We start from the raw sequence: 20470 nt of genomic DNA, 5'->3' as shown, positions 1-20470 counted from the left end.
GGTTTGTTCATTCCCGGTACATACTCCCATCCCGGCCTGAGCAGCGTGCACCAACACGGGGTGCCCCCGGCGGCGGGGCGGCCAGGTGCAACGTCTACAGTGGCGTGGTACGCGCAAGGACTTACCCAGTGTTCACAACTGGGAGGGTCTTGCTGGACTTTCTCCCTCCCACAGAGGTGTTCGTGACGGCCGTCGAAACCCGACCTTCCGGGGTCGTCGGGACGAGCCCCCCGCACCGGCCGTTCGGGGCCCGTGTCAAGGCGTTCGTGGCGCTGACCAAACCGCGCATCATCGAACTGCTGCTGATCACCACCGTCCCGGTGATGTTCCTGGCCGCCGGCGGCGTCCCGAACCTGTGGCTGGTGGTTGCGACGATGCTCGGCGGATACATGTCCGCGGGGGGCGCCAACGCGCTGAACATGTACATCGACCGGGACATCGACGCGCTCATGCACCGCACCGAGCAGCGGCCGCTCGTCACCGGCATGGTCTCGCCGCGCGAGTGCCTGGTCTTCGGCATCGCGCTCTCGGCCGTCTCCACCGTGTGGTTCGCACTCCTGGTCAACCCGCTCTCGGCGGCGCTGTCGCTGGCGGCCATCCTCTACTACGTCTTCGTCTACACGATGGGCCTCAAGCGTCGCACCGCGCAGAACATCGTGTGGGGCGGTATCGCCGGGTGCATGCAAGTGTTCATCGGATGGTCGGCTGTCCGTAACGACCTGGGCTGGGCGCCTTTGGTCCTCTTCCTCGTCCTCTTCTTCTGGACGCCGCCGCACTACTGGCCGCTGTCGATGAAGGTCAAGGACGACTACGAGCGCGTGGGTGTGCCCATGCTGCCGGTCGTGGCCGGCAATCTGGCCGTCGCCAAGCAGATCGTCGTCTACAGCTGGGTGATGGTGCTGGTGTCACTGACCCTGTGGTGGCCGCTGGGCGCGACCGGCTGGCTCTACCCGGCGGCTGCGGCGGTGCTCGGCGGGTTCTGGCTGAAGGAGGCGCACGCGCTGTACGGGCGTGCCAAGGCCGGAGTGACGGGCTCCAAGCTCAAGGAGATGCGGCTCTTCCACTGGTCGATCACCTACGCGACGCTGCTGTTCGTCGCGGTGGCCGTGGATCCCTTCCTCCGCTGACGCTGACGCTGATGCCGCCGATGCCGCTGGTGCGGCTTCCGTCATTTGCTACTCGCGGGTAGCATTCGGTCCATGGGACAGACCACGGTTGACGAATCCGCCGCCGCTCCTGAGGCGCACGACGCCCGCACCGAGCGCCGCGCGCGGCGGCTCGCCAAGCAGATCGACGCCTTCGCCCGCTCGCACGGCGGCAGCGCGGAGGGCCAGATCGCCTACATAGGGGAGATCGGCACCCGCATCGTCCTGGTGGGCGAGAACGGCGAGTGGGGCGACCTGGTGGCGCCCACCTACGAGACCGCGCGCCGCGCCGTCGAACTCGCCGGGATCACCGTCCACGACGAGTTCGGCGGCGAGATCGCGGCCAAGGTCCGCACCGGCCCGTACGAGTGGACGCGGATGGCGGGAATCCAGCTTGGCGGACCGGCCAACACCTGACAGCGTCCTTGCCCGTTAGGACTGTTGAGGGACCGCGGAAGGTCTCGTCCGGCGGCGCGAGGAGGCACTGGTGAGCGGCGCACGCGAGCAGGCGGAGGGGGTCTTCCCGCCGGGCAGGGGGAGGCCGGCGGAGGGCCGAGGCCGTCCGCGGAGCGCGGGACGGGAAGACGTGGCGCTCGCCCGCCAGGAAGCGGCAAGGCTCGGTGCCGACGGCATCCATGTCATCGCCCTGGCCTGGGTCGACAACGCCGGAATCACTCGCGTCAAGGCGGTGCCCACCGACCGGCTGCCGCATGCCGCCACCCACGGCGTCGGCATGTCGCCCGTTTTCGACGTCTTCACCTTCGACGACGCCATCACCGCCTCCCCGCATATCGCGGGCCCCGACGGCGACCTGCGGCTCTTCCCCGACCTCGACCGGATCACGCCACTTGCCGCCCAGCCCGGCTGGGCCTGGGCGCCCGTCGACCGCCTTACGCAGCAAGGCGAACCGCACCCGGCCTGTCAGCGGCAGTTCGCCCGCCGCATGGCGGCCCGTGCCGCGGAACGCGGCCTGGAGCTGCGGATGGGGTTCGAGACCGAGTGGGTCGTGATGCGTCCGGGCCCGGACGGCGGACTCGACGCCGAGTACCGCGGCCCCGCCTACGGCATGACCCGCGTCGTCGAAGCCTCCGACTACCTGCGCGACATCGTGCAGGCCCTGCGCGCCGAGGAGTTGTCGGTCCTCCAGATCCATCCGGAGTACTCCCCGGGGCAGTTCGAGGTCTCCACGGCCGCAGGCGATCCCGTCCGCGCCGCCGACGACCTCGTCCTCGTCCGCGAGACGATCCGCGCGGTGAGCGCACGCCATGGCCTGCAGGCCGTCTTCGCGCCGAGCGTGGTGGCGGGCCAGGTCGGCAACGGCTGCCATCTCCACCTGAGCCTCGCCCGCGAGGGGGTGAACCTGTACCAGGGAGGCAGCGGACCGCACGGCATGACCCACACCGGCGAGTCCTTCCTCGCCGGTGTGCTCGACGCGCTGCCGGCGCTGCTCGCCGTCGGAGCGCCCTCACCCGCGGGATATCTGCGGCTGCAACCGTCCCGCTGGGCAGGGCCGTTCCGCTGCTGGGGGCTGGAGAACCGCGAAGCGGCGGTGCGTTTCATCACCGGTGCGCCCGGGGAGTCGGACGCCGCCAACGCCGAGATCAAGTGCTTCGACGCGACCGCCAACCCGTATCTGACGGTCGGCTCGGTCATCGCCGCCGGGCTCGCAGGACTGGACGCGGGGCTGCGGCTGCCCGCACCCGTCCAGGGCGACCCGGCCGGCCAGAGCCCACCCGTGGAACGGCTGCCCTCCACGCTCACCGAAGCCGCCGACCGGTTCGAGCACAGCGCGATGCTGCGCGACGCACTCGGCGAGGTGCTGCACGGTGCGGTGCTCGCCGTCCGCAGGGCGGAGGACGAGAGATTCGCCGCGGCCGGCCCGGAGGAGATCACCTCGGCCACGCGCGGGCGCTACTGATGCTCGACCTCCCGCCACTCGTCGACCACCACTGCCACGGCGTCGTCCGTGGCGACCTCGGCCTCGGCTCCTTCGAGCCGTACCTGACCGAGTCCAACGCGCCCGCCGCGCCCGGCACCACCTTCTTCGACACCCAGACCGGGTTCGCCGTACGGCGCCTGTGCCCCCCGCTGCTCGGCCTCGACGCGCACTGCCCGAGCGCCCACTACCTCGCCAGACGGCGGGAGTTGGGCGCATACGAGAGCTGCCGGCGGCTGCTGCGGGGCGCCGGCATCGGCACCTTCCTGGTGGACACCGGTCTGCCCGGCGATCTCACCGGACCCGGTGAACTCGCGTCGGCGGCGGGTGGGACCGCTCACGAGATCGTGCGCCTGGAATCGCTCGCCGAGCAGGTCGCCGACACCTCGGGGACGGTCGAGGGCTTGCTCGCCAACCTCGGCGAGGCCGTCCACTCCGCCGCGGCCACGGCGATCGCCTTCAAGTCCGTCGCCGCCTACCGGCACGGCCTCGCCCTCGCACCCGAGCCCCCGGGGCCCGGCGAGGTGCGGTACGCCGCCGGACGGTGGCTCGCCGGCCGGGAGAGCGGAGGCCGGCTCACTGATCCCGTCCTGCTGCGCCACCTGTTGTGGAGCGCCGTCGCCACCGGGCTGCCGCTGCAACTGCACACCGGGTTCGGCGATCCCGATCTGCGCCTGGACCAGGCAGATCCCGCACTGCTGACGGAGTTCGTACGGGCGACCGCCGGACTCGGCACCGAACTCGTCCTGCTGCACGGCTACCCGTACCACCGGCAGGCGGCCTACCTCGCCAACGTCTTCCCGCACGTCCACACCGACGTCGGACTCGCGCTGACGCACACCGGGGCACGCGCGTCCGCGGTGCTGGCCGAGTTCCTCGAACTCGCGCCCTTCGGCAAGGTGCTCTTCTCCACCGACGCCTACGGGCTGCCCGAGCTCTACGTCCTCGGCGCGCGGCTGTTCACCCACGCACTCGGGCGGCTGCTCGACGAGTGGGTCGCCGAGGGCGCGTGGTCGGCGGCCGACGCGGAGCGCGTCGCCTCGATGATCGCGGCCGGCAACGCCCGCCGGATCTACCGGCTGCCGGACGGGGGGTGAAGCCCGGGTCAGACGGTGGCGGCGGTGACGGCCGGGTCCTGGGCCGGGATGGCGGCCGCCTGCCCGGCCTCCTCTCCGTCCTGCGCACGGTACGGGCGTTCGCGCAGCGCGAGCGGCACCCGCAGCACCGCGATCCACACCAGGCACGCGCCGAACATGTGCAGGCCGACGACGAAGACCGGCAGATGCGTGAAGTACTGCACGTAGCCGATCACGCCCTGCGCCATCAGTACGACGAACAGCTCGACCACCCGCCGCCGCGCGGCGCCGGGACCGTCGACCGCGCGCAGCACGAACCACAGCGCCACGGTCAGCCCGATCACGATGTACACGAAGTCCACGTGCAGCTGGGTGATCTCCCGCCAGTCGACGGGGATGCGGGCCACGTGACGGGCGTCGCCCGCGTGCGGCCCGGCGCCGGTGACCACCGTGCCGATCACGATCAGCGCCGTCGCCGCCGCGACCAGCACCCAGGCGAGCTGGCGTACCGGTCGCACCACGAGGTCGCGTGCGGCCCCGCTCCCCTCACGGGTCCGCTGCCACATCAGCAGGGCGACGGTGAGCAGCGCCGCGGCCAGCAGGAAGTGCGAGCCGACGAGGTAGGGGTTGAGACCGGTGAGGACGACGATGCCGCCGAGCACGGCATTGCCCATCACCACCCAGAACTGGGCCCAGCCGAACCGGGTGAGGTCGCGCCGCCACGGCGAGCGGGACCGCGCGGCGATGATCGCGAGGCCCACGACTGCGCAGCAGACGTACGTCAGCATGCGGTTGGTGAACTCGATCACGCCGTTGATGCCCATCGCCGGGGTGGGCGTCAGGCTCTGCGCCGTGCAGGTCGGCCACGTGGGGCAGCCGAGCCCGGACTCGGTAAGCCGCACGGCTCCGCCGGTGACCACGATGACGACGGCCATCACCACGGAAGCCAGCGCCGCCCGCTCCACGAACTTCGCGGAGGGCTGCCAGTGACGCGCGATCAGCGCGAGGGGATTGAGCGTGTTCGGCACCCGCTCATCGTAGAACTGCGCTTGCGCGGCCCCTGCACCGCGGGGGCACTCTATCCTTCACGAGCGGGTGCGACCGCGGTGTGCGGTCCTACTCCCACTTGAAGAAGCGGGCCGCCGCGCCCAGTCCGAGCACCGCCCAGACCGCCAGGATCCCCAGATCCGACCACGGCATCCCGCCGCCGTGCTGCAGCACACCGCGCAGCCCGTCGGAGAGCGCCGAGATCGGCAGCAGCTGGAGCACGCTCTGTGCGGCGTGCGGGAACTTCCCCAGCGGTACGACGACCCCGCCGCCCACGAGCAGCAGCAGGAAGACGAGATTGGCCGCGGCGAGCGTCGCCTCTGCCTTCAAGGTCCCCGCCATCAGCAGCCCGAGCCCGGAGAACGCCGCCGTCCCCAGAACCAGCAGCAGCACGACGGAGAGCGGATCGCCCGTCGGCGACCAGCCCATCGCCAACGCGATCACCGTCAGCAGGACGACCTGCAGCACCTCGGTGACCAGCACCGAACCCGTCTTCGCGGTCATCAGCGCCCAGCGCGGCAGCGGGGAGGCGCCCAGCCGCTTGAGCACCCCGTACCGCCTCTCGAATCCGGTGGCGATCGCCTGCCCGGTGAACGCCGTCGACATCACGGCGAGCGCCAGCAGCCCGGGTGCCAGGAAGTCCACGCGCTTGCCCGCTCCCGTGTCGATGATGGGCACGGCGCTGAAGACCACGAGCAGCAGGGCGGGGATGACGATCGTCAGCAGAAGCTGCTCGCCGTTGCGCAGCAGCATCCGCGTCTCCAGCGAGGTCTGCGCGGCGATCATGCGCGGCAGCGGAGCGGCTCCCGGCTGCGGGGTGAAGGCACCGCTGGTCGTTTCGGTGGTCGCGGTCATGAACGCAGCTCCTTGCCGGTGAGCTCGAGGAAGACGTCCTCCAGCGTGCGCCGTTCCACCGCTATCCGGTCGGGCATCACGCCGTGCTGTGCGCACCAGGAGGTGACGGTGGCCAGCATCTGCGGGTCGACCTTGCCCTCGACCCGGTAGCTGCCCGGTGTCAGCTCGGCGGCGGCGGTGTCGGCGGGCAGCGCCTTGAGCAGTGAGGCGAGATCGAGGCCCGGACGGCCGGAGAAGCGCAGGGTGTCCTCGGCGCCGCCGCGGGCCAGCTCCTCGGGGGCGCCGTGGGCGATCACCTTGCCGCCGTCGATGATCGCGACGGTGTCGGCGAGCTGCTCCGCCTCGTCCATGAAGTGGGTGGTCAGCACGACGGTGACCCCGTCGGCGCGCAGCTCGCGCACCAGGTCCCAGGTGGCCCGGCGCGCCTGCGGGTCGAGTCCCGCCGTCGGCTCGTCCAGGAAGACCAGCTCGGGACGGCCGATCACGGCCATGGCGAGAGCCAGGCGCTGCTGCTGGCCGCCGGAGAGCCGCCGGTACGGGGTGCGGCCGCAGGAAGCGAGGCCGAGGCGCTCGATAAGGGCGTCCGGATCCAGCGGGTCACGGTGGAGCTTCGCGGTGTGCCGCAGCATCTCGGCAGCCCGGGCGCCGGGGTAGACGCCGCCGGACTGCAGCATCACCCCGATCCTGGGCCGCAGCGCGGCCGCCTCGGCGACCGGGTCGAGTCCGAGGACGCGGACGTGACCGGCGTCGGGGCGGCGGTAGCCCTCGCAGGTCTCGACGGTGGTGGTCTTCCCGGCGCCATTGGGGCCGAGGACGGCGGCCACACAGCCGCGCGGTACGGAGAGGTCGAGCCCGTTCACCGCGGTCTTCGCCCCGTACCGCTTGACCAGGCCTGTGACCTCGACCGCGGGGGTGCTCTGCATGGCCCAGAGTCTAGGGAGGCCGCCTGGAGCCGCGGCAGGGGGCCTGCGCTCGGACGTCAGCCGACTCCGTCGGCGGGTTGGCACGATGTCCGGTTAGGTGTGCCTTACGTGATGGAGCACACCGTCCATGATCCGGACCCCGCTTGTACGCGGCCGGAGAATTACGCAACAATGGCGTTGTGAAATACGCGGGCGAGGCTTCCCGGGAGCAGGCGGTCGGACCGACCGCCGCCTCTGTGCTGCCTGCCTTCGACCAGGGTGAGGCCGAGGGCCACCGCGGCACCCGCAACCGGGTTGCCCGCTCCATCCTCGACCACGGCCCGTCCACCGCTGCCGATCTCGCCGAGCGCCTCGCACTCACCCCCGCGGCCGTACGCCGCCATCTGGACGCGCTCGTCGCGGAGGGCATCGTCGAACCCCGCGAGAAGCGTGTCTACGGATCGCGCTCCCGTGGCCGTCCGGCGAAGCTCTTCGCGCTCACCGACTGCGGCCGGGACGCCTTCTACCAGGCCTACGACGAGCTCGCGGTCGATGCGCTGCGCTGGATCGCCGAGTCGGCGGGCGGCGGGGAGAAGGGCGAGGCCGCGGTGGCCGCGTTCGCCCGCGCCCGGATCGCCGCGCAGGCCGAGCGTTACCGCGCCACGGTCGAGGCCGCCGCTCCCGAGGAACGCACCCAGGCGCTCGCCCGGGCGCTGACGGAGGACGGGTACGCTGCTACTACGCGTGGCGCGCCGGCGATCGCCGGCCGCGCGCAGCGGCTGGCCGGTGAGCAGCTCTGCCAGCACCACTGCCCGGTGGCCCATGTCGCCGAGCGATTCCCGCAGCTGTGCGAGGCGGAGGCCGAGGTCTTCTCCCGCCTGCTCGGAACGCACGTACAGCGTCTTGCCACCATCGCCCACGGCGACGGCGTCTGCACGACGTTCGTACCGCAAACACTTCCGCAAGCCAACCCTGCATCTGCACGCACGTCCGGGAGGAACCCCGCATGACTGCTCCCACGGAGACCACTCACCCGGAGCTCGAGGGCCTGGGCACCTACGAGTACGGCTGGGCCGACTCCGACGTGGCGGGCGCCTCGGCCCGGCGCGGGCTGTCCGAGGATGTCGTCCGCGACATCTCGGCGAAGAAGCGTGAGCCCGAGTGGATGCTGAAGCTGCGGCTGAAGGGCCTGAAGCTGTTCGAGAAGAAGCCGATGCCCACCTGGGGCTCGGACTTGTCGGAGATCGACTTCGACAACATCAAGTACTTCGTGCGCTCGACGGAGAAGCAGGCGGAGTCCTGGGAGGAACTGCCCGAGGACATCAAGAACACCTACGACAAGCTGGGCATCCCGGAGGCGGAGAAGCAGCGGCTGGTCGCGGGTGTGGCCGCCCAGTACGAGTCCGAGGTCGTCTACCACAAGATCCGTGAGGACCTCGAGGAGCAGGGCGTCATCTTCCTGGACACCGACACCGGGCTGCGTGAGCACCCGGAGCTGTTCAAGGAGTACTTCGCCACCGTCATCCCGGCAGGTGACAACAAGTTCGCCTCGCTGAACACCGCGGTGTGGTCCGGCGGATCGTTCATCTACGTGCCGAAGGGCGTGCACGTGGAGATCCCGCTGCAGGCCTACTTCCGGATCAACACCGAGAACATGGGCCAGTTCGAGCGAACGCTGATCATCGTCGACGAGGACGCGTACGTCCATTACGTCGAGGGCTGCACCGCGCCGATCTACAAGTCCGACTCACTGCACAGCGCGGTGGTCGAGATCATCGTCAAGAAGGGCGCCCGCTGCCGGTACACGACCATCCAGAACTGGTCGAACAACGTGTACAACCTGGTGACCAAGCGTGCCGTCGCCTACGAGGGCGCGACCATGGAGTGGGTCGACGGCAACATCGGCTCCAAGGTGACGATGAAGTACCCGGCCGTCTACCTGATGGGCGAGCACGCCAAGGGCGAGACCCTCTCGATCGCCTTCGCCGGCTCCGGCCAGCACCAGGACGCCGGCGCCAAGATGGTCCACCTGGCGCCGAACACCTCGTCCAACATCGTTTCGAAGTCCGTCGCGCGTGGCGGCGGCCGCACCTCGTACCGGGGTCTGATCGAGATCGGCGAGGGCTCCAAGGGCGCGAAGTCCAACGTGCTGTGCGACGCGCTGCTGGTGGACACGATCTCCCGGTCGGACACCTACCCGTACGTCGACGTCCGCGAGGACGACGTGTCGATGGGCCACGAGGCGACGGTCTCCAAGGTCAGCGAGGACCAGCTGTTCTACCTGATGAGCCGGGGACTCACCGAGCAGGAGGCCATGGCGATGATCGTCCGCGGCTTCGTCGAGCCCATCGCCCGCGAGCTGCCGATGGAGTACGCGTTGGAGCTCAACCGGCTGATCGAGCTGCAGATGGAGGGCGCGGTCGGCTAGTGCCGCAACCACCCCGCCCCATCGCGCGAACCTTTCGCTGAACGAGAAAGAGAGCAGTACGACAGCCATGGCTGACAACATCCCGGCCGGCAGCACCACCGAAGGTGCCATCCAGGTTGGCCAGCAGGCGCAGCAGCCCGCCGATGCGCGGGTGAGCGCCCCCGCCTCGTACGACGTGGCCGACTTCCCCGTGCCCCACGGGCGCGAGGAGGACTGGCGGTTCACGCCGCTGGAGCGGCTGCGCGGTCTGCACGACGGCACCGCGGAGGCGACCGGCGGCCTGCGGGTCGACGTGACCGCCCCGGAGGGCGTCATCGTCGAGACCGTCGACCGCGGCGATGCGCGGCTCGGCCGGGCGGGCAAGCCGGTGGACCGGGTCGCGGCCCAGGCGTACAGCTCGTTCGAGAAGGCGTCCGTGGTGACGGTCCCGAAGGACGCGGTGCTCACCGAGCCGGTGCGGATCGCGGTGCACGGCGAGGGCGGCGTCGCCTACGGGCACACCCAGATCGAGGTCGGCGCGTTCGCCGAGGCCGTGGTGGTCATCGACCACACCGGCGACGCGACGCTCGCCGCCAACGTCGAGTACGTGCTCGGTGACGGCGCCAAGCTCACCGTGGTCTCGGTCCAGGACTGGGACCGTGACGCGGTGCACGTCGCCCAGCACACCGCGCTGGTCGGCCGGGATGCCACCTTCAAGTCGGTGGTGGTCACCTTCGGCGGCGACGTGGTGCGTCTGCACCCGCGGGTGATCTACGGCGGCCCGGGCGGTGAGGCAGAGCTGTACGGCCTGTACTTCACCGACAACGGCCAGCACCAGGAGCACCGGCTGTTCATCGACCACGACACGCCGCACTGCCGCTCCAACGTCGCCTACAAGGGCGCGCTGCAGGGCAAGGACGCGCACGCGGTGTGGATCGGCGATGTTCTCATCCGCGCGGTGGCCGAGGGCACGGACACCTACGAGCTCAACCGCAACCTCGTGCTCACCGATGGCGCGCGCGTCGACTCGGTCCCCAACCTGGAGATCGAGACCGGTGAGATCGTCGGCGCGGGCCACGCCTCGGCGACCGGCCGCTTCGACGACGAGCAGCTGTTCTACCTGATGGCGCGAGGAATCCCGCACGACGAGGCGCGCCGCTTGGTGGTGCGCGGCTTCTTCGCCGAACTGGTCCAGCAGATCGGCATGGCCGATCTGGAGGAGCGGCTGCTGGCGAAGATCGAGCAGGAGCTGGAGGCATCCGTCTCATGACCACGGCCAATGGCTTCGTCCGCGTCTGCGCACTGAGCGAGCTCGAAGAGGACACGCCCAAGCGCGTCGAGGTCGGCTCCACGCCGATTTCGATCGTCCGCACCGAGGGTGAGGTGTTCGCGATCAACGACGTCTGCTCGCACGCGAACGTGTCGCTGTCGGAGGGCGAGGTGGAGGACTGCCAGATCGAGTGCTGGCTGCACGGCTCCAGCTTCGACCTGCGCACCGGCAAGCCGTCCGGGCTGCCCGCCACCCAGCCTGTCCCCGTATACCCCGTCAAGATCGAAGGGGACGACGTACTCGTCTCCGTCACCCAGGAGTCCTGAGGCACCCATGGCAACGCTTGAGATCCACGACCTGCACGTCTCCGTCGAGGCCGAGAACGGCCCCCGCGAGATCCTCCGCGGGGTCGACCTGACCGTGAAGCAGGGCGAGACGCACGCCATCATGGGCCCCAACGGCTCCGGCAAGTCCACGCTCGCGTACTCGCTCGCCGGCCACCCGAAGTACACGGTCACCGGCGGCACCGTCACCCTCGACGGCGAGGACGTGCTCGCGATGAGCGTCGACGAGCGGGCGCGGGCCGGTGTCTTCCTCGCCATGCAGTACCCGGTCGAGGTTCCGGGTGTGTCGGTCTCCAACTTCCTGCGCACCTCCGCCACGGCGGTGCGCGGTGAGGCCCCGAAGCTGCGGACCTGGGTGAAGGAGGTCAAGGAGGCCATGGAGCATCTCCAGATCGACCCGTCCTTCGCCGAGCGCAACGTCAACGAGGGCTTCTCCGGCGGTGAGAAGAAGCGCCACGAGATCCTCCAGCTCGAGCTGCTCAAGCCGGCCATCGCGATCCTGGACGAGACCGACTCCGGCCTCGACGTGGATGCGCTGCGCGTGGTCTCCGAGGGCGTCAACCGGGTGCGGGAGACGGGCCAGGTCGGCACCCTTCTGATCACCCACTACACGCGCATCCTGCGCTACATCAAGCCCGACTACGTCCACGTCTTCGCGGCCGGCCGGATCGTGGAGTCCGGCGGCGCCGAACTCGCGGACAAGCTGGAGAACGAGGGCTACGCCGCATACGTGAAGGGCGGCGCATCAGGTGAGTGACGCACGCGAGGCCGCCGGCCTGCCCTCGACACTCAACCCGCAGCTTCGCCTCGCGGGCGGGCGCGACATCAGCCGCTGGCGCGGCGCGGCGAACGGAGGTGCATCAGAGTGACACAGCTGCCGGGACTCCTCGACACCGAGGCGATCCGCAAGGACTTCCCCATCCTGGACCGCCTGGTCCACGACGGGAAGAAACTCGTGTACCTGGACAACGCGGCGACCTCGCAGAAGCCGCGTCAGGTGCTCGATGTGCTCAGCGACTACTACGAGCGCTACAACTCCAACGTCCACCGCGGTGTCCACGTCCTCGCCGAGGAAGCCACGGCTGCCTACGAGAGCGCTCGCGACAAGGTCGCGGAGTTCATCAACGCGCCAAGCCGCAACGAGGTGATATTCACCAAGAACGCCTCGGAGTCGCTCAACCTGGTGGCGAACATGCTCGGCTTCGCCGACGAGCCCTACCGTGTCGAGCGCGGCACCGAAGTCGTCATCACGGAGATGGAGCACCACTCCAACATCGTTCCGTGGCAGCTGCTTTCGCAGCGCACCGGCGCGAAGCTGAAGTGGTTCGGCCTGACCGACGAGGGCCGGCTGGATCTGTCGAACATCGACGAGGTCATCACCGAGCAGACCAAGGTCGTCTCGTTCGTGCTGGTTTCCAACATCCTCGGCACCGTCAACCCGGTCGAGGCGATCGTGCGCCGCGCCCAGGAGGTCGGCGCGCTGGTGGTCGTCGACGCCTCGCAGGCAGCGCCGCACATGCCGCTGGACGTGCAGGCGCTGCAGGCGGACTTCGTGGCCTTCACCGGCCACAAGATGTGCGGTCCGACCGGCATCGGCGTGCTGTGGGGCCGTCAGGAGCTGCTGGAGGACCTCCCGCCGTTCCTGGGCGGCGGCGAGATGATCGAGACCGTCTCGATGCACTCCTCCACGTACGCCCCGGCGCCGCACAAGTTCGAGGCGGGCACGCCGCCGATCGCGCAGGCGATCGGTCTCGGCGCCGCCGTCGACTACCTCTCCTCGATCGGCATGGAGAACATCGCCGCTCACGAGCACGCGATCACCGCATACGCGCTGGAGCGCCTGAGCGCGGTGCCGGATCTGCGTATCGTCGGCCCGGTGACGGCCGAGGACCGCGGCGCGGCGATCTCGTTCACCCTCGGCGACATCCACCCGCACGATGTGGGCCAGGTCCTCGACGAGCTCGGGATCGCGGTGCGCGTCGGGCACCACTGCGCGCGGCCGGTCTGCCTGCGGTACGGAATTCCTGCGACCACGCGGGCGTCGTTCTATCTGTACTCAACCCCGGCCGAGGTCGACGCCCTGGTCGAGGGGCTCGAGCACGTACGGAACTTCTTCGGCTGACGACGAGGGCGCTTTTGCTGTGAAGCTCGATTCGATGTACCAGGACGTGATCCTGGACCACTACAAGCACCCCCACGGGCGCGGCCTGCGGGACGGCGACGCCGAGGTGCACCATGTCAACCCGACGTGCGGTGACGAGATCACCCTGCGTGTGAAGCTCAACGGGACGACGATCGCGGACGTGTCGTACGAGGGCCAGGGCTGCTCGATCAGCCAGGCCAGCGCGTCCGTCCTCAACGACCTGCTCGTCGGCAAGGAGCTCACCGAGGCGCAGAAGGTGCAGGAGCTGTTCCTGGAGCTGATGCAGTCGAAGGGCAAGGTCGAGCCGGACGACGCGATGGAGGAGGTGCTGGAGGACGCGGTCGCGTTCGCCGGCGTCTCGAAGTACCCGGCGCGCGTGAAGTGCGCTCTGCTGAGCTGGATGGCGTGGAAGGACGCGACGGCGCAGGCGCTGGCCGAGAGGGAGACAGCATGAGCGAGGAATCCGCCACCACCAAGCTCGCCACCGAGGACGAGATCCGCGAGGCACTGTACGACGTGGTCGACCCCGAGTTGGGGATCGACGTCGTCAACCTCGGCCTGATCTACGGCATCCACATCGACGAGTCGAACGTCGCCACCCTGGACATGACGCTCACCTCGGCGGCGTGCCCGCTCACCGACGTCATCGAGGACCAGGCGAAGGCGGCCACTGAGGGCGTCGTGAACGACCTGAAGATCAACTGGGTCTGGATGCCGCCGTGGGGCCCCGACAAGATTACCGACGAAGGGCGCGAGCAGCTTCGCGCACTGGGCTTCAACGTCTGATATACCGGCCAACAGCCGTCCCCGCCGGCGCTTTGCCGGCGGGCGCGGCTGTTTAGCTTTGCGCAATGCCTATCTATGTCTGCGCGATGATGCTAGGAAAAACGCTCATTCGCGCAGCTTTGAACATCGTCGAGGCCGACCTTCGTGTGGGCAGCACCGCGCAGAAGATCAATGTGCCACTGACCGGCGTACAGAAGGTGGAGCTGCAGACCAGCGACGGCGGCGACGGCAACGGCAACGATCACGGCGACTGGGCAGACACCCAGTTCCAGTGGAGCGGGTGATTGCGGCCGGCCGCCGCTGAGCCGGTCCGTGCTTCGTTCCGCGTCCCCGGCCACCTCCGAGTGGCCGGGGGCGCGGCATGGATCCGGAATCCCGATTCCGCTATACGAGCGGGTTGGGCAAGCTGCGCACGGAGCGGTTAGCGTTCGAGCATGACTGATTCGACTGCCACGACCGATACCCGCGCCACGGGCGCCGTCGCCGCCGGTCTTGCCACCATCGCCGACGACGGAACCGTTCTCGACACCTGGTTCCCCGCGCCCGAGCTCGTCGCCCAGGCCGGGCCGGCCGGCACGGAGCGGCTCACCGCGGAGCAGGCCGCCGAGCTGCTGGGCGACGCCGCGCCGAAGGCCACCGGGCCCGACGCACGGCGCGGGGTCGAGGTCGTGGCGGTACGGACGGTCATCGCCTCCCTCGACGACAAGCCGCTCGACGCGCACGACGCCTACCTGCGCCTCCACCTGCTCAGCCACCGCCTGGTCAAGCCCAATGGCCAGAATCTGGAGGGCATCTTCGGGCTACTGGCGAATGTGGCGTGGACGTCGATCGGCCCGGTCCCGGTGGCCAACGTCGAGCGTGCCCGGCTCGCGGCCCGCGCCGAGGGGCTGCACCTGGCCGTCTACGGCATCGACAAGTTCCCGCGGATGACGGACTACGTGGCGCCTTCCGGCGTGCGGATCGGCGACGCCGACCGGGTGCGGCTCGGCGCGCACCTCGCGTCGGGCACCACCGTCATGCACGAGGGCTTCTGCAACTTCAACGCCGGCACCCTCGGCACGTCGATGGTCGAGGGCCGTATCAGCCAGGGCGTCGTGGTCGGCGACGGCTCCGACATCGGCGGCGGCGCGTCGATCATGGGAACGCTCTCCGGCGGCGGTAAGCAGATCGTCTCGATCGGCGAGGGCTGCCTGCTCGGCGCCCAGGCCGGGATCGGCATCTGCCTGGGCAACGACTGCGTGGTCGAGGCGGGTCTGTACGTGACCGCGGGCACCCGGGTCACCCTCCCCGACGGCCAGGTCGTCAAGGCGCTCGAACTCTCCGGCGCCACCAACCTGCTCTTCCGCCGCAACTCGGTGACGGGCACCGTCGAGGTGCTACAGCGCAGCGGCTCGTGGGGTGGCCTCAACGCGGCTCTGCACAGCCATAACTGATCACGCACAACTGATCCGCTTTTCACGCACGGCTGCGGCGCCGGTCCCTCCCCACGTGGGAACCGGCGCCGCAGCCGTGCCGCGCACTGCGCGTCAGCCCTGCACCTCGGCCACGAGCGGTCGCGCGTGCGGCCGCCTCGTGGGCGTCGAGCAGCCCGGCCGGCCTCTCGTCCCCGACCGTTCATTGGCGATTTTCGGTTACCGCGGTCCGGTGACCCCGGCGGTCGGCGCCTCGTTGCGTCTACGCTGGACCAAGGCCCCCGCCCGGTACCGAACCCCACGAGGAGAACGCCTCACATGGCTGCTGACAGCCACGACATGCCGCCGGTGCGGCTGCTTCCCGACACCGACCTCGCGCGGCTCGCTCTCGGCGCGCCGCTCTTCGAGCGTGCGGTGCGCCTCGCCCGCTGGGCGGTGCCGAACGTACGCATCAACGCGGCTGCGGAGCTCGTCGCCGACGACCTGACGTGCGCAACCGCTGAGTTGGGGCTCACCGACGAGCCGGAGGGGACCGCCGACACCGCCGATGCGTGGGCGCTCGCTGTGGATACCGGCCTGGTCGAGGTCGAGCTTCCGGAGGACGCCGCGAAGGCAGCGGATCTCGACGAGCCGGCGGGCACAGCAGCACCGGGCAAGGGGCTCGAGCTGCTGGACTCCGGTGATCCGGGCGACGTGATCGGCCTGTGGCGCTCCGGTCTGGAGGCGGTCCTCGACGAGGCCGCGACCTCGGGGCTCGCCGACTTCATCGACGAGGCGGTGGCCGAGGGCCCGGAGGACGGCGGCCGCGGATTCGCCCCCGAGGGTCTCGAATGGGACCCGGAGGAGGAAGCGGCGTTCCTCGACGGGGCGCTCGTCAACCTCTATCTGCTCAGCGCCCTGGAGGAGCTCGACGGCCGCCGTGACGGTGACGTCTCGTCGGCCGGGGTGCCGCTGCCGGTGCTCGCCGCGTCCATGGTGGTGCCGGATGAGATGGAGGTGCCGACCGACGCGGTGCTCGAAGAGGTGTCGGAGGCGATGATGCGCCTCGACGACCACTTCCGGATGCTCGCACCGACCGGCCTGGTCGAGTACCGGCCGGTGGACGACGCGCTGATCACGGAGGACGACGCACCGCCCGCCGCGACGGATCCTGCCGCCCTGCCGAGGGGGCTCGGCGGGCCCGCCGACTTCGAGGACATGGGTGAGCTCGGCGACGTCAGCGAACTCGGCGAGGAGGAAGTCGCCCGTTACGGCATGGTGCTGCTGACGCCGCTCGGCGTGGCCGGCGTGCGCGAACGCCTGCGTGAGGCCGGGGTGCGCGTCCCTGTCGTCGGTGACCTCGCCGGGCAGGACGCCGACGCGCTGCTCGCTGCGCTCGTCGTCTATCCGGAGGCGGCCGCGGCCGAGGAGAGCGCCCTGTGGCTCGCGGGACGGCAGTCCGTCGAGGCGGCGCGCGAGCTGCTCGCGGCGGCGCGCGGCGCGGATCCGGAGGCGCCCGCGCGGCGTCTCGCCTGCCAGCAGACCCTGGGTCGGCTCGGCATGGAGGCGGAGCCGGCGCTGCGCGAGGTCCTCGACGACCGGGAGCTCGGCGGGCTCGCCCGGGTCTGGCTCACCGAGCGCGGAGCCGCGGACGTCCCTGCACCGGACGCAGCGATGGTCTTCTGGCTGACCATCGACACGCTCGCCGCGCAGCTGGACGTCGACGACGACGCGGAGCTGCTGCGCGAGCTCGTGAGCGACCTGGTCGCCCGGCATGACAGGTTCTTCGACGAGGCGTGGCGAGTGGACCACCCCGCTACCGCCGACGTGCTGGAGGCCATGGGACGGCTGCATCCGGACAGGAAGACGGCGAAGGAGGCGCGCAAGGCCGCCTTCAAGGCGCGCTCGGGAGCGGGCGCCTGAGCCGGGACGCGTAGCCGGTCCCGCGCCGCCACCGGTGTCCCGCCATGGCGTCAGTGCGGCCAGATGGGCGGATTGGTACAGAACTGCCCGCCCAGGTGGGCGTGTTCGGGGTTGGCCGCGTCGAGCTCGCCCTGCTCGGCGATGAGCTTGTCTGCGTAGACCTCGGCGTTGTCCTGGGGCCGGTAGCCGAGCGCCCGGGCAGGACCGAGATCCCACCACAGCCGGGTGTTGGCGGAGCTGCCGTAGACGACGGTGTGGCCGACGTTCTCCGCAGTGAGAGCGGCGTGGAAGAGCCGCGCCCCGTCGGCCGGACTCATCCAGATCGAGAGCATGCGCACGGTGGTGGGCTCAGGGAAGCAGGAACCGATGCGCACCGAGACCGTCTCGATGCCGTGCCGGTCCCAGTAGAGCGAGGCGAGGTCCTCGCCGAAGCACTTCGACAGGCCGTAGAAGGTGTCCGGGCGGTGCGGGGTGTCCACGGGGACGACCGGGTCGCCGTCGAGCGGGCGCGGTGTGAATCCGACCGCGTGGTTGCTCGACGCGAAGACGACGCGTTTGACGTCGGCCTCGCGCGCGGCCTCGTAGAGGTTGTAGGTGCCTTCGATGTTGGCGCGCAGGATCTTCTCGAACGGTGCTTCGAGGGAGATGCCGGCGAGGTGCAGGATCGCGTCGACGCCGCGCGCGGCCTCCCGCAGCGCGCCGGTGTCGGAGAGGTCTGCCGTGATCGCATCCGGTGCGCCCGGCACCGGGTTGACGTCGAACAACCGCAGTTCGTACCCGTACACGCCGGGCAGTAGCTCGCGCATCAGCGTGCCCAGGCCGCCGGCGGCGCCGGTGAGCAGGAGAGTGCGGGGAGCGGGCATGGGCGGGGTCTCCTCGCCGAATCGGTCGCATCCATATTGTTCACGTACGTGGGCAGAGCAAGGAATGCTCGTTGCCCGGTTCAAGGTATCTGGGGCGACAGCTCTCCGCGCTTGACCGGGCCGACGGTGCTGGCCTAGCGTTGCCGCGTCGACGATGTTCACGAATATGGACGTGAATCAGACTTCAGAACGTGGGGGTACCTCGATGACCGCAGTCCCGCCGATTGGGCGCCTGGACGGCGTGCTCTTCTTCCCGGTGACCGCCTTCGGCCCGGACGGCAGCCTGGACCTTGGTGCCTGCCGAGCCCATGTCCGCGCCGGGATCGAGGCCGGAGCGGGCGCGGTCTTCGCGTGCTGCGGCACCGGCGAGTTCCACGCACTGACCCCCGAGGAGTTCCACGACTGCGTCGCCGCCGCCGTCGAAGAGGCCGCAGGCCGGGTGCCGGTGATCGCAGGCGCGGGCTACGGCACCGCGCTCGCGCTGCGCTTCGCGCGCCTCGCCGAGGAGGCGGGCGCCGACGGGCTGCTCGCCATGCCGCCCTACCTGGTCGTCGCCGACCAGGAGGGACTGCTGCGCCACTACGCGCAGCTCGCCGCGGGCACACCGCTCGACGTCATCGTCTATCAGCGCGACAACGCCGTGTTCACCCCGCGCGCCGTCGTCGAACTCGCCAAGGTGCCCAACATCATCGGCCTCAAGGACGGCATCGGCGACCTCGACCTGATGCAGCGGATCGTCTCCGCCGTACGCCAGGAGCTCCCCGATTCCGGCTTCCGCTTCTTCAACGGACTGCCCACCGCCGAACTCACCGCGCTCGCCTACCGAGGCATCGGCATCCGGCTCTACTCCTCGGCCGTCTTCTGCTTCGCCCCCGAGATCGCCCTCGCCTTCCACCGCGCGCTCACCACCGGCGACGACGTCACGGTCGACCTGCTGCTCGACGGCTTCTACCGGCCGCTCGTCGAGCTGCGCAACCAGGGAAAGGGATACGCGGTATCGCTGGTCAAGGCCGGGGTCCGGCTGCGCGGCCAGGACGTGGGGGAGGTGCGTCCGCCGCTTTCCGAGCCGTCGCCCGCGCACGTCAAGGAGCTGAGCGAGCTGATCGACCGCGGCCTCGCCCTGCTCGGCGGCGAATGACCATCCCTGCGGCCCTTCCCGGGAGCTCCGTTGCGCGCATCGGCCTTTCTCTACCCCTGGGACGTCATCGGTGATCCGGATGCGGCCCGCCGGATCGCCGACCTCGGCGTCGAACAGGCCACCCTCGCCTCCGCCTACCACTCCACGCGTGCGCTGACGCCGCGTCATCCGGCGCACCGCGTCGTCACCGCTCTCCACTCCGCCGTCCTCTACACGCCATCCGAACGGCGCTGGTGTGACCGGGAGTTGCGCCCCTACCGGCACCGGTGGTCACCCGCCGCCGACGCGTGGGGCGAGGCGGCCACGGCGCTTGCCGACGCCGGCCTGGAGGTCCACTCATGGGTGGTCCTGGCGCACAACTCGCGCCTCGGGGAGGAGTTCCCGCGGATCTGCGTGCGCAACGCCTACGGCGACCGGTACCCGTGGGCGCCCTGCATCGCACAACCCGAGGTGCTCCGCTACGCGGTGGAGCTGGCGGCGGAGGCCGCCTCGCGACCGGGCGCGGCCGGGACCGAACTGGAGTCGTGCGGCTGGTACGGCCTGGCCCACCTCCACGCTCACGACAAGACCGCCGGGGTCGCGCTCGGCGGCGCCGCGCAGTACCTGATGTCGGTCTGCTTCTGCGACAGCTGCCGGGCCGGATACGCCGGACTCGGTGCGGATCCCGACGAGTTGAGCGGTGCGATACGCACGGCCCTCGCACCGGTGTGGGCCGGGGAGCGCACGGCAGGACCGGAGGCCTGCGACCGGGACGGAGAATGGGACGAGGTGGTCGGACTGCTCGGCCCCGATCGTGCGGCGCTCACCATGGCCTGGCGCGGCGGTGTCGCGCGCGAGTTCCAGCGGGCGACGGTCGCGGCGGTACGTGCCGAGGCTCCGCCTGACTTCCAGGTGCTGCTCCACGCCGACCCCGCGGCGCATCGCTGCGGTGCCAACGCGGGCGTCGACCCGGAGGACGTCCTCGCGCACGCCGACGGGCTCATCCTGCCCAGCACCGGCGACGAGACGGAACGCGCCGCCGTGTGGCGTCCGTTCGCCGAGCGCAGTGAGCGGTGGCCGGGCGCCGTGCTCGCCGCCAACCTCACCGTCGTGGCGGGGATGGGCGGCAGCCCCGGCACCCTCGCCGCGGACGCCGCCCACGCCGCCGCCCTCGGCGCCGGCCAGCTCCGCCTCTACCACGCGGGTCTCGCTTCCGACACCGACCTTTCGGCGGTGCGCGACGCGCTCGCCCGGTTGTGACCCTC

General features: G+C 70.5%; 21 protein-coding genes. 17 read left to right on the top strand and 4 right to left on the bottom strand.

All coding sequences use genetic code 11. The features are described from left to right. Positions 1–182: 182 nt before the first annotated feature. The 4 genes from NGB36_RS23410 (at position 183) to NGB36_RS23395 (ending at position 4178) form a co-directional block, all read left to right on the top strand. Complete coding sequence (locus NGB36_RS23410) at positions 183–1127, top strand: heme o synthase (protein WP_255922403.1); 945 nt, start codon at positions 183–185, stop codon at positions 1125–1127. Positions 1128–1199: 72 nt separating this feature from the next. After that, complete coding sequence (locus tag NGB36_RS23405) at positions 1200–1562, top strand: hypothetical protein (RefSeq protein ID WP_255922402.1); 363 nt, start codon at positions 1200–1202, stop codon at positions 1560–1562. Positions 1563–1731: 169 nt separating this feature from the next. Next, positions 1732–3063: a type I glutamate--ammonia ligase gene (locus tag NGB36_RS23400; RefSeq protein WP_255922411.1), complete on the top strand. Its 1332-nt coding sequence runs from the start codon at positions 1732–1734 to the stop codon at positions 3061–3063. Beyond that, positions 3063–4178 (top strand): amidohydrolase family protein, encoded by a 1116-nt coding sequence (locus NGB36_RS23395; protein ID WP_255922401.1) that lies wholly within the window; start codon positions 3063–3065, stop codon positions 4176–4178. The genes NGB36_RS23400 and NGB36_RS23395 overlap by 1 nt, the downstream gene beginning before the upstream one ends. 8 nt (positions 4179–4186) lie before the next feature. Here the strand turns inward: NGB36_RS23395 and NGB36_RS23390 are convergent, their stop codons facing one another. The 3 genes from NGB36_RS23390 to NGB36_RS23380 all read right to left on the bottom strand — a co-directional run bounded on the left by NGB36_RS23390 (position 4187) and on the right by NGB36_RS23380 (position 6982). After that, positions 4187–5185 carry a COX15/CtaA family protein gene (locus tag NGB36_RS23390; protein WP_255922400.1) on the bottom strand — a complete coding sequence of 333 codons (999 nt, stop codon included), beginning with the start codon at positions 5183–5185 and terminating at the stop codon, positions 4187–4189. Between the two features lie 88 nt (positions 5186–5273). Then, complete coding sequence (locus tag NGB36_RS23385; RefSeq protein ID WP_255922399.1) at positions 5274–6059, bottom strand: ABC transporter permease; 786 nt, start codon at positions 6057–6059, stop codon at positions 5274–5276. Beyond that, positions 6056–6982: an ABC transporter ATP-binding protein gene (locus NGB36_RS23380; RefSeq protein ID WP_255922398.1), complete on the bottom strand. Its 927-nt coding sequence runs from the start codon at positions 6980–6982 to the stop codon at positions 6056–6058. Before NGB36_RS23380 ends, NGB36_RS23385 begins: the two co-directional genes overlap by 4 nt. 179 nt (positions 6983–7161) lie before the next feature. Between NGB36_RS23380 and NGB36_RS23375 the strand changes: the two genes are divergently transcribed. The 11 genes from NGB36_RS23375 (at position 7162) to NGB36_RS23325 (ending at position 17225) form a co-directional block, all read left to right on the top strand. Then, positions 7162–7971 carry a helix-turn-helix transcriptional regulator gene (locus NGB36_RS23375; RefSeq protein WP_372509509.1) on the top strand — a complete coding sequence of 270 codons (810 nt, stop codon included), beginning with the start codon at positions 7162–7164 and terminating at the stop codon, positions 7969–7971. Continuing rightward, positions 7968–9389 (top strand): Fe-S cluster assembly protein SufB, encoded by a 1422-nt coding sequence (gene sufB, locus NGB36_RS23370; protein ID WP_255922397.1) that lies wholly within the window; start codon positions 7968–7970, stop codon positions 9387–9389. The genes NGB36_RS23375 and sufB overlap by 4 nt, the downstream gene beginning before the upstream one ends. Before the next feature lie 67 nt (positions 9390–9456). Next, positions 9457–10638, top strand: coding sequence for a Fe-S cluster assembly protein SufD (gene sufD / locus NGB36_RS23365; RefSeq protein ID WP_255922396.1), 1182 nt, complete (start codon positions 9457–9459; stop codon positions 10636–10638). Next, positions 10635–10964, top strand: a complete 330-nt coding sequence (locus tag NGB36_RS23360) for a bifunctional 3-phenylpropionate/cinnamic acid dioxygenase ferredoxin subunit (RefSeq protein WP_255922395.1) — start codon at positions 10635–10637, stop codon at positions 10962–10964. The genes sufD and NGB36_RS23360 overlap by 4 nt, the downstream gene beginning before the upstream one ends. A gap of 7 nt (positions 10965–10971) precedes the next feature. After that, entirely contained in the window at positions 10972–11739 is a 768-nt protein-coding gene (gene sufC, locus NGB36_RS23355; protein ID WP_255922394.1) for a Fe-S cluster assembly ATPase SufC, read from the top strand. A gap of 108 nt (positions 11740–11847) precedes the next feature. Next, entirely contained in the window at positions 11848–13104 is a 1257-nt protein-coding gene (locus NGB36_RS23350) for a cysteine desulfurase (protein ID WP_255922393.1), read from the top strand. Between the two features lie 19 nt (positions 13105–13123). Continuing rightward, positions 13124–13579, top strand: a complete 456-nt coding sequence (gene sufU, locus NGB36_RS23345) for a Fe-S cluster assembly sulfur transfer protein SufU (protein WP_255922392.1) — start codon at positions 13124–13126, stop codon at positions 13577–13579. Further along, positions 13576–13911: a metal-sulfur cluster assembly factor gene (locus NGB36_RS23340; protein ID WP_255922391.1), complete on the top strand. Its 336-nt coding sequence runs from the start codon at positions 13576–13578 to the stop codon at positions 13909–13911. The genes sufU and NGB36_RS23340 overlap by 4 nt, the downstream gene beginning before the upstream one ends. A 65-nt stretch (positions 13912–13976) precedes the next feature. Continuing rightward, positions 13977–14195, top strand: a complete 219-nt coding sequence (locus NGB36_RS23335) for an NPCBM/NEW2 domain-containing protein (RefSeq protein ID WP_255922390.1) — start codon at positions 13977–13979, stop codon at positions 14193–14195. Between the two features lie 150 nt (positions 14196–14345). Continuing rightward, positions 14346–15344, top strand: coding sequence for a 2,3,4,5-tetrahydropyridine-2,6-dicarboxylate N-succinyltransferase (gene dapD, locus NGB36_RS23330; RefSeq protein ID WP_255922389.1), 999 nt, complete (start codon positions 14346–14348; stop codon positions 15342–15344). A gap of 297 nt (positions 15345–15641) precedes the next feature. Next, a complete protein-coding gene (locus NGB36_RS23325; protein ID WP_255922388.1) occupies positions 15642–17225 on the top strand; it encodes a hypothetical protein in 1584 nt (527 codons plus the stop codon). Positions 17226–17275: 50 nt separating this feature from the next. Here NGB36_RS23325 and NGB36_RS23320 read toward each other — a convergent pair whose 3' ends face one another. After that, positions 17276–18088: an NAD-dependent epimerase/dehydratase family protein gene (locus tag NGB36_RS23320; RefSeq protein WP_255922387.1), complete on the bottom strand. Its 813-nt coding sequence runs from the start codon at positions 18086–18088 to the stop codon at positions 17276–17278. A gap of 205 nt (positions 18089–18293) precedes the next feature. On the opposite strand from NGB36_RS23320, the gene NGB36_RS23315 reads away from it, so the two are divergent. Next, on the top strand, positions 18294–19226 hold the full coding sequence (locus tag NGB36_RS23315) for a 5-dehydro-4-deoxyglucarate dehydratase (RefSeq protein ID WP_255922386.1): 933 nt from the start codon (positions 18294–18296) through the stop codon (positions 19224–19226). Between the two features lie 30 nt (positions 19227–19256). Beyond that, a complete protein-coding gene (locus NGB36_RS23310; protein ID WP_255922385.1) occupies positions 19257–20465 on the top strand; it encodes a hypothetical protein in 1209 nt (402 codons plus the stop codon). Positions 20466–20470: the final 5 nt, after the last annotated feature.

Source organism: Streptomyces humicola, from assembly GCF_024436035.1.
Lineage (GTDB): Bacteria > Actinomycetota > Actinomycetes > Streptomycetales > Streptomycetaceae > Streptantibioticus_B > Streptantibioticus_B humicola.
The sequence above is the reverse complement of the archived record's forward strand: the minus strand, read 5'-3'. Positions and strand labels throughout refer to the sequence as shown.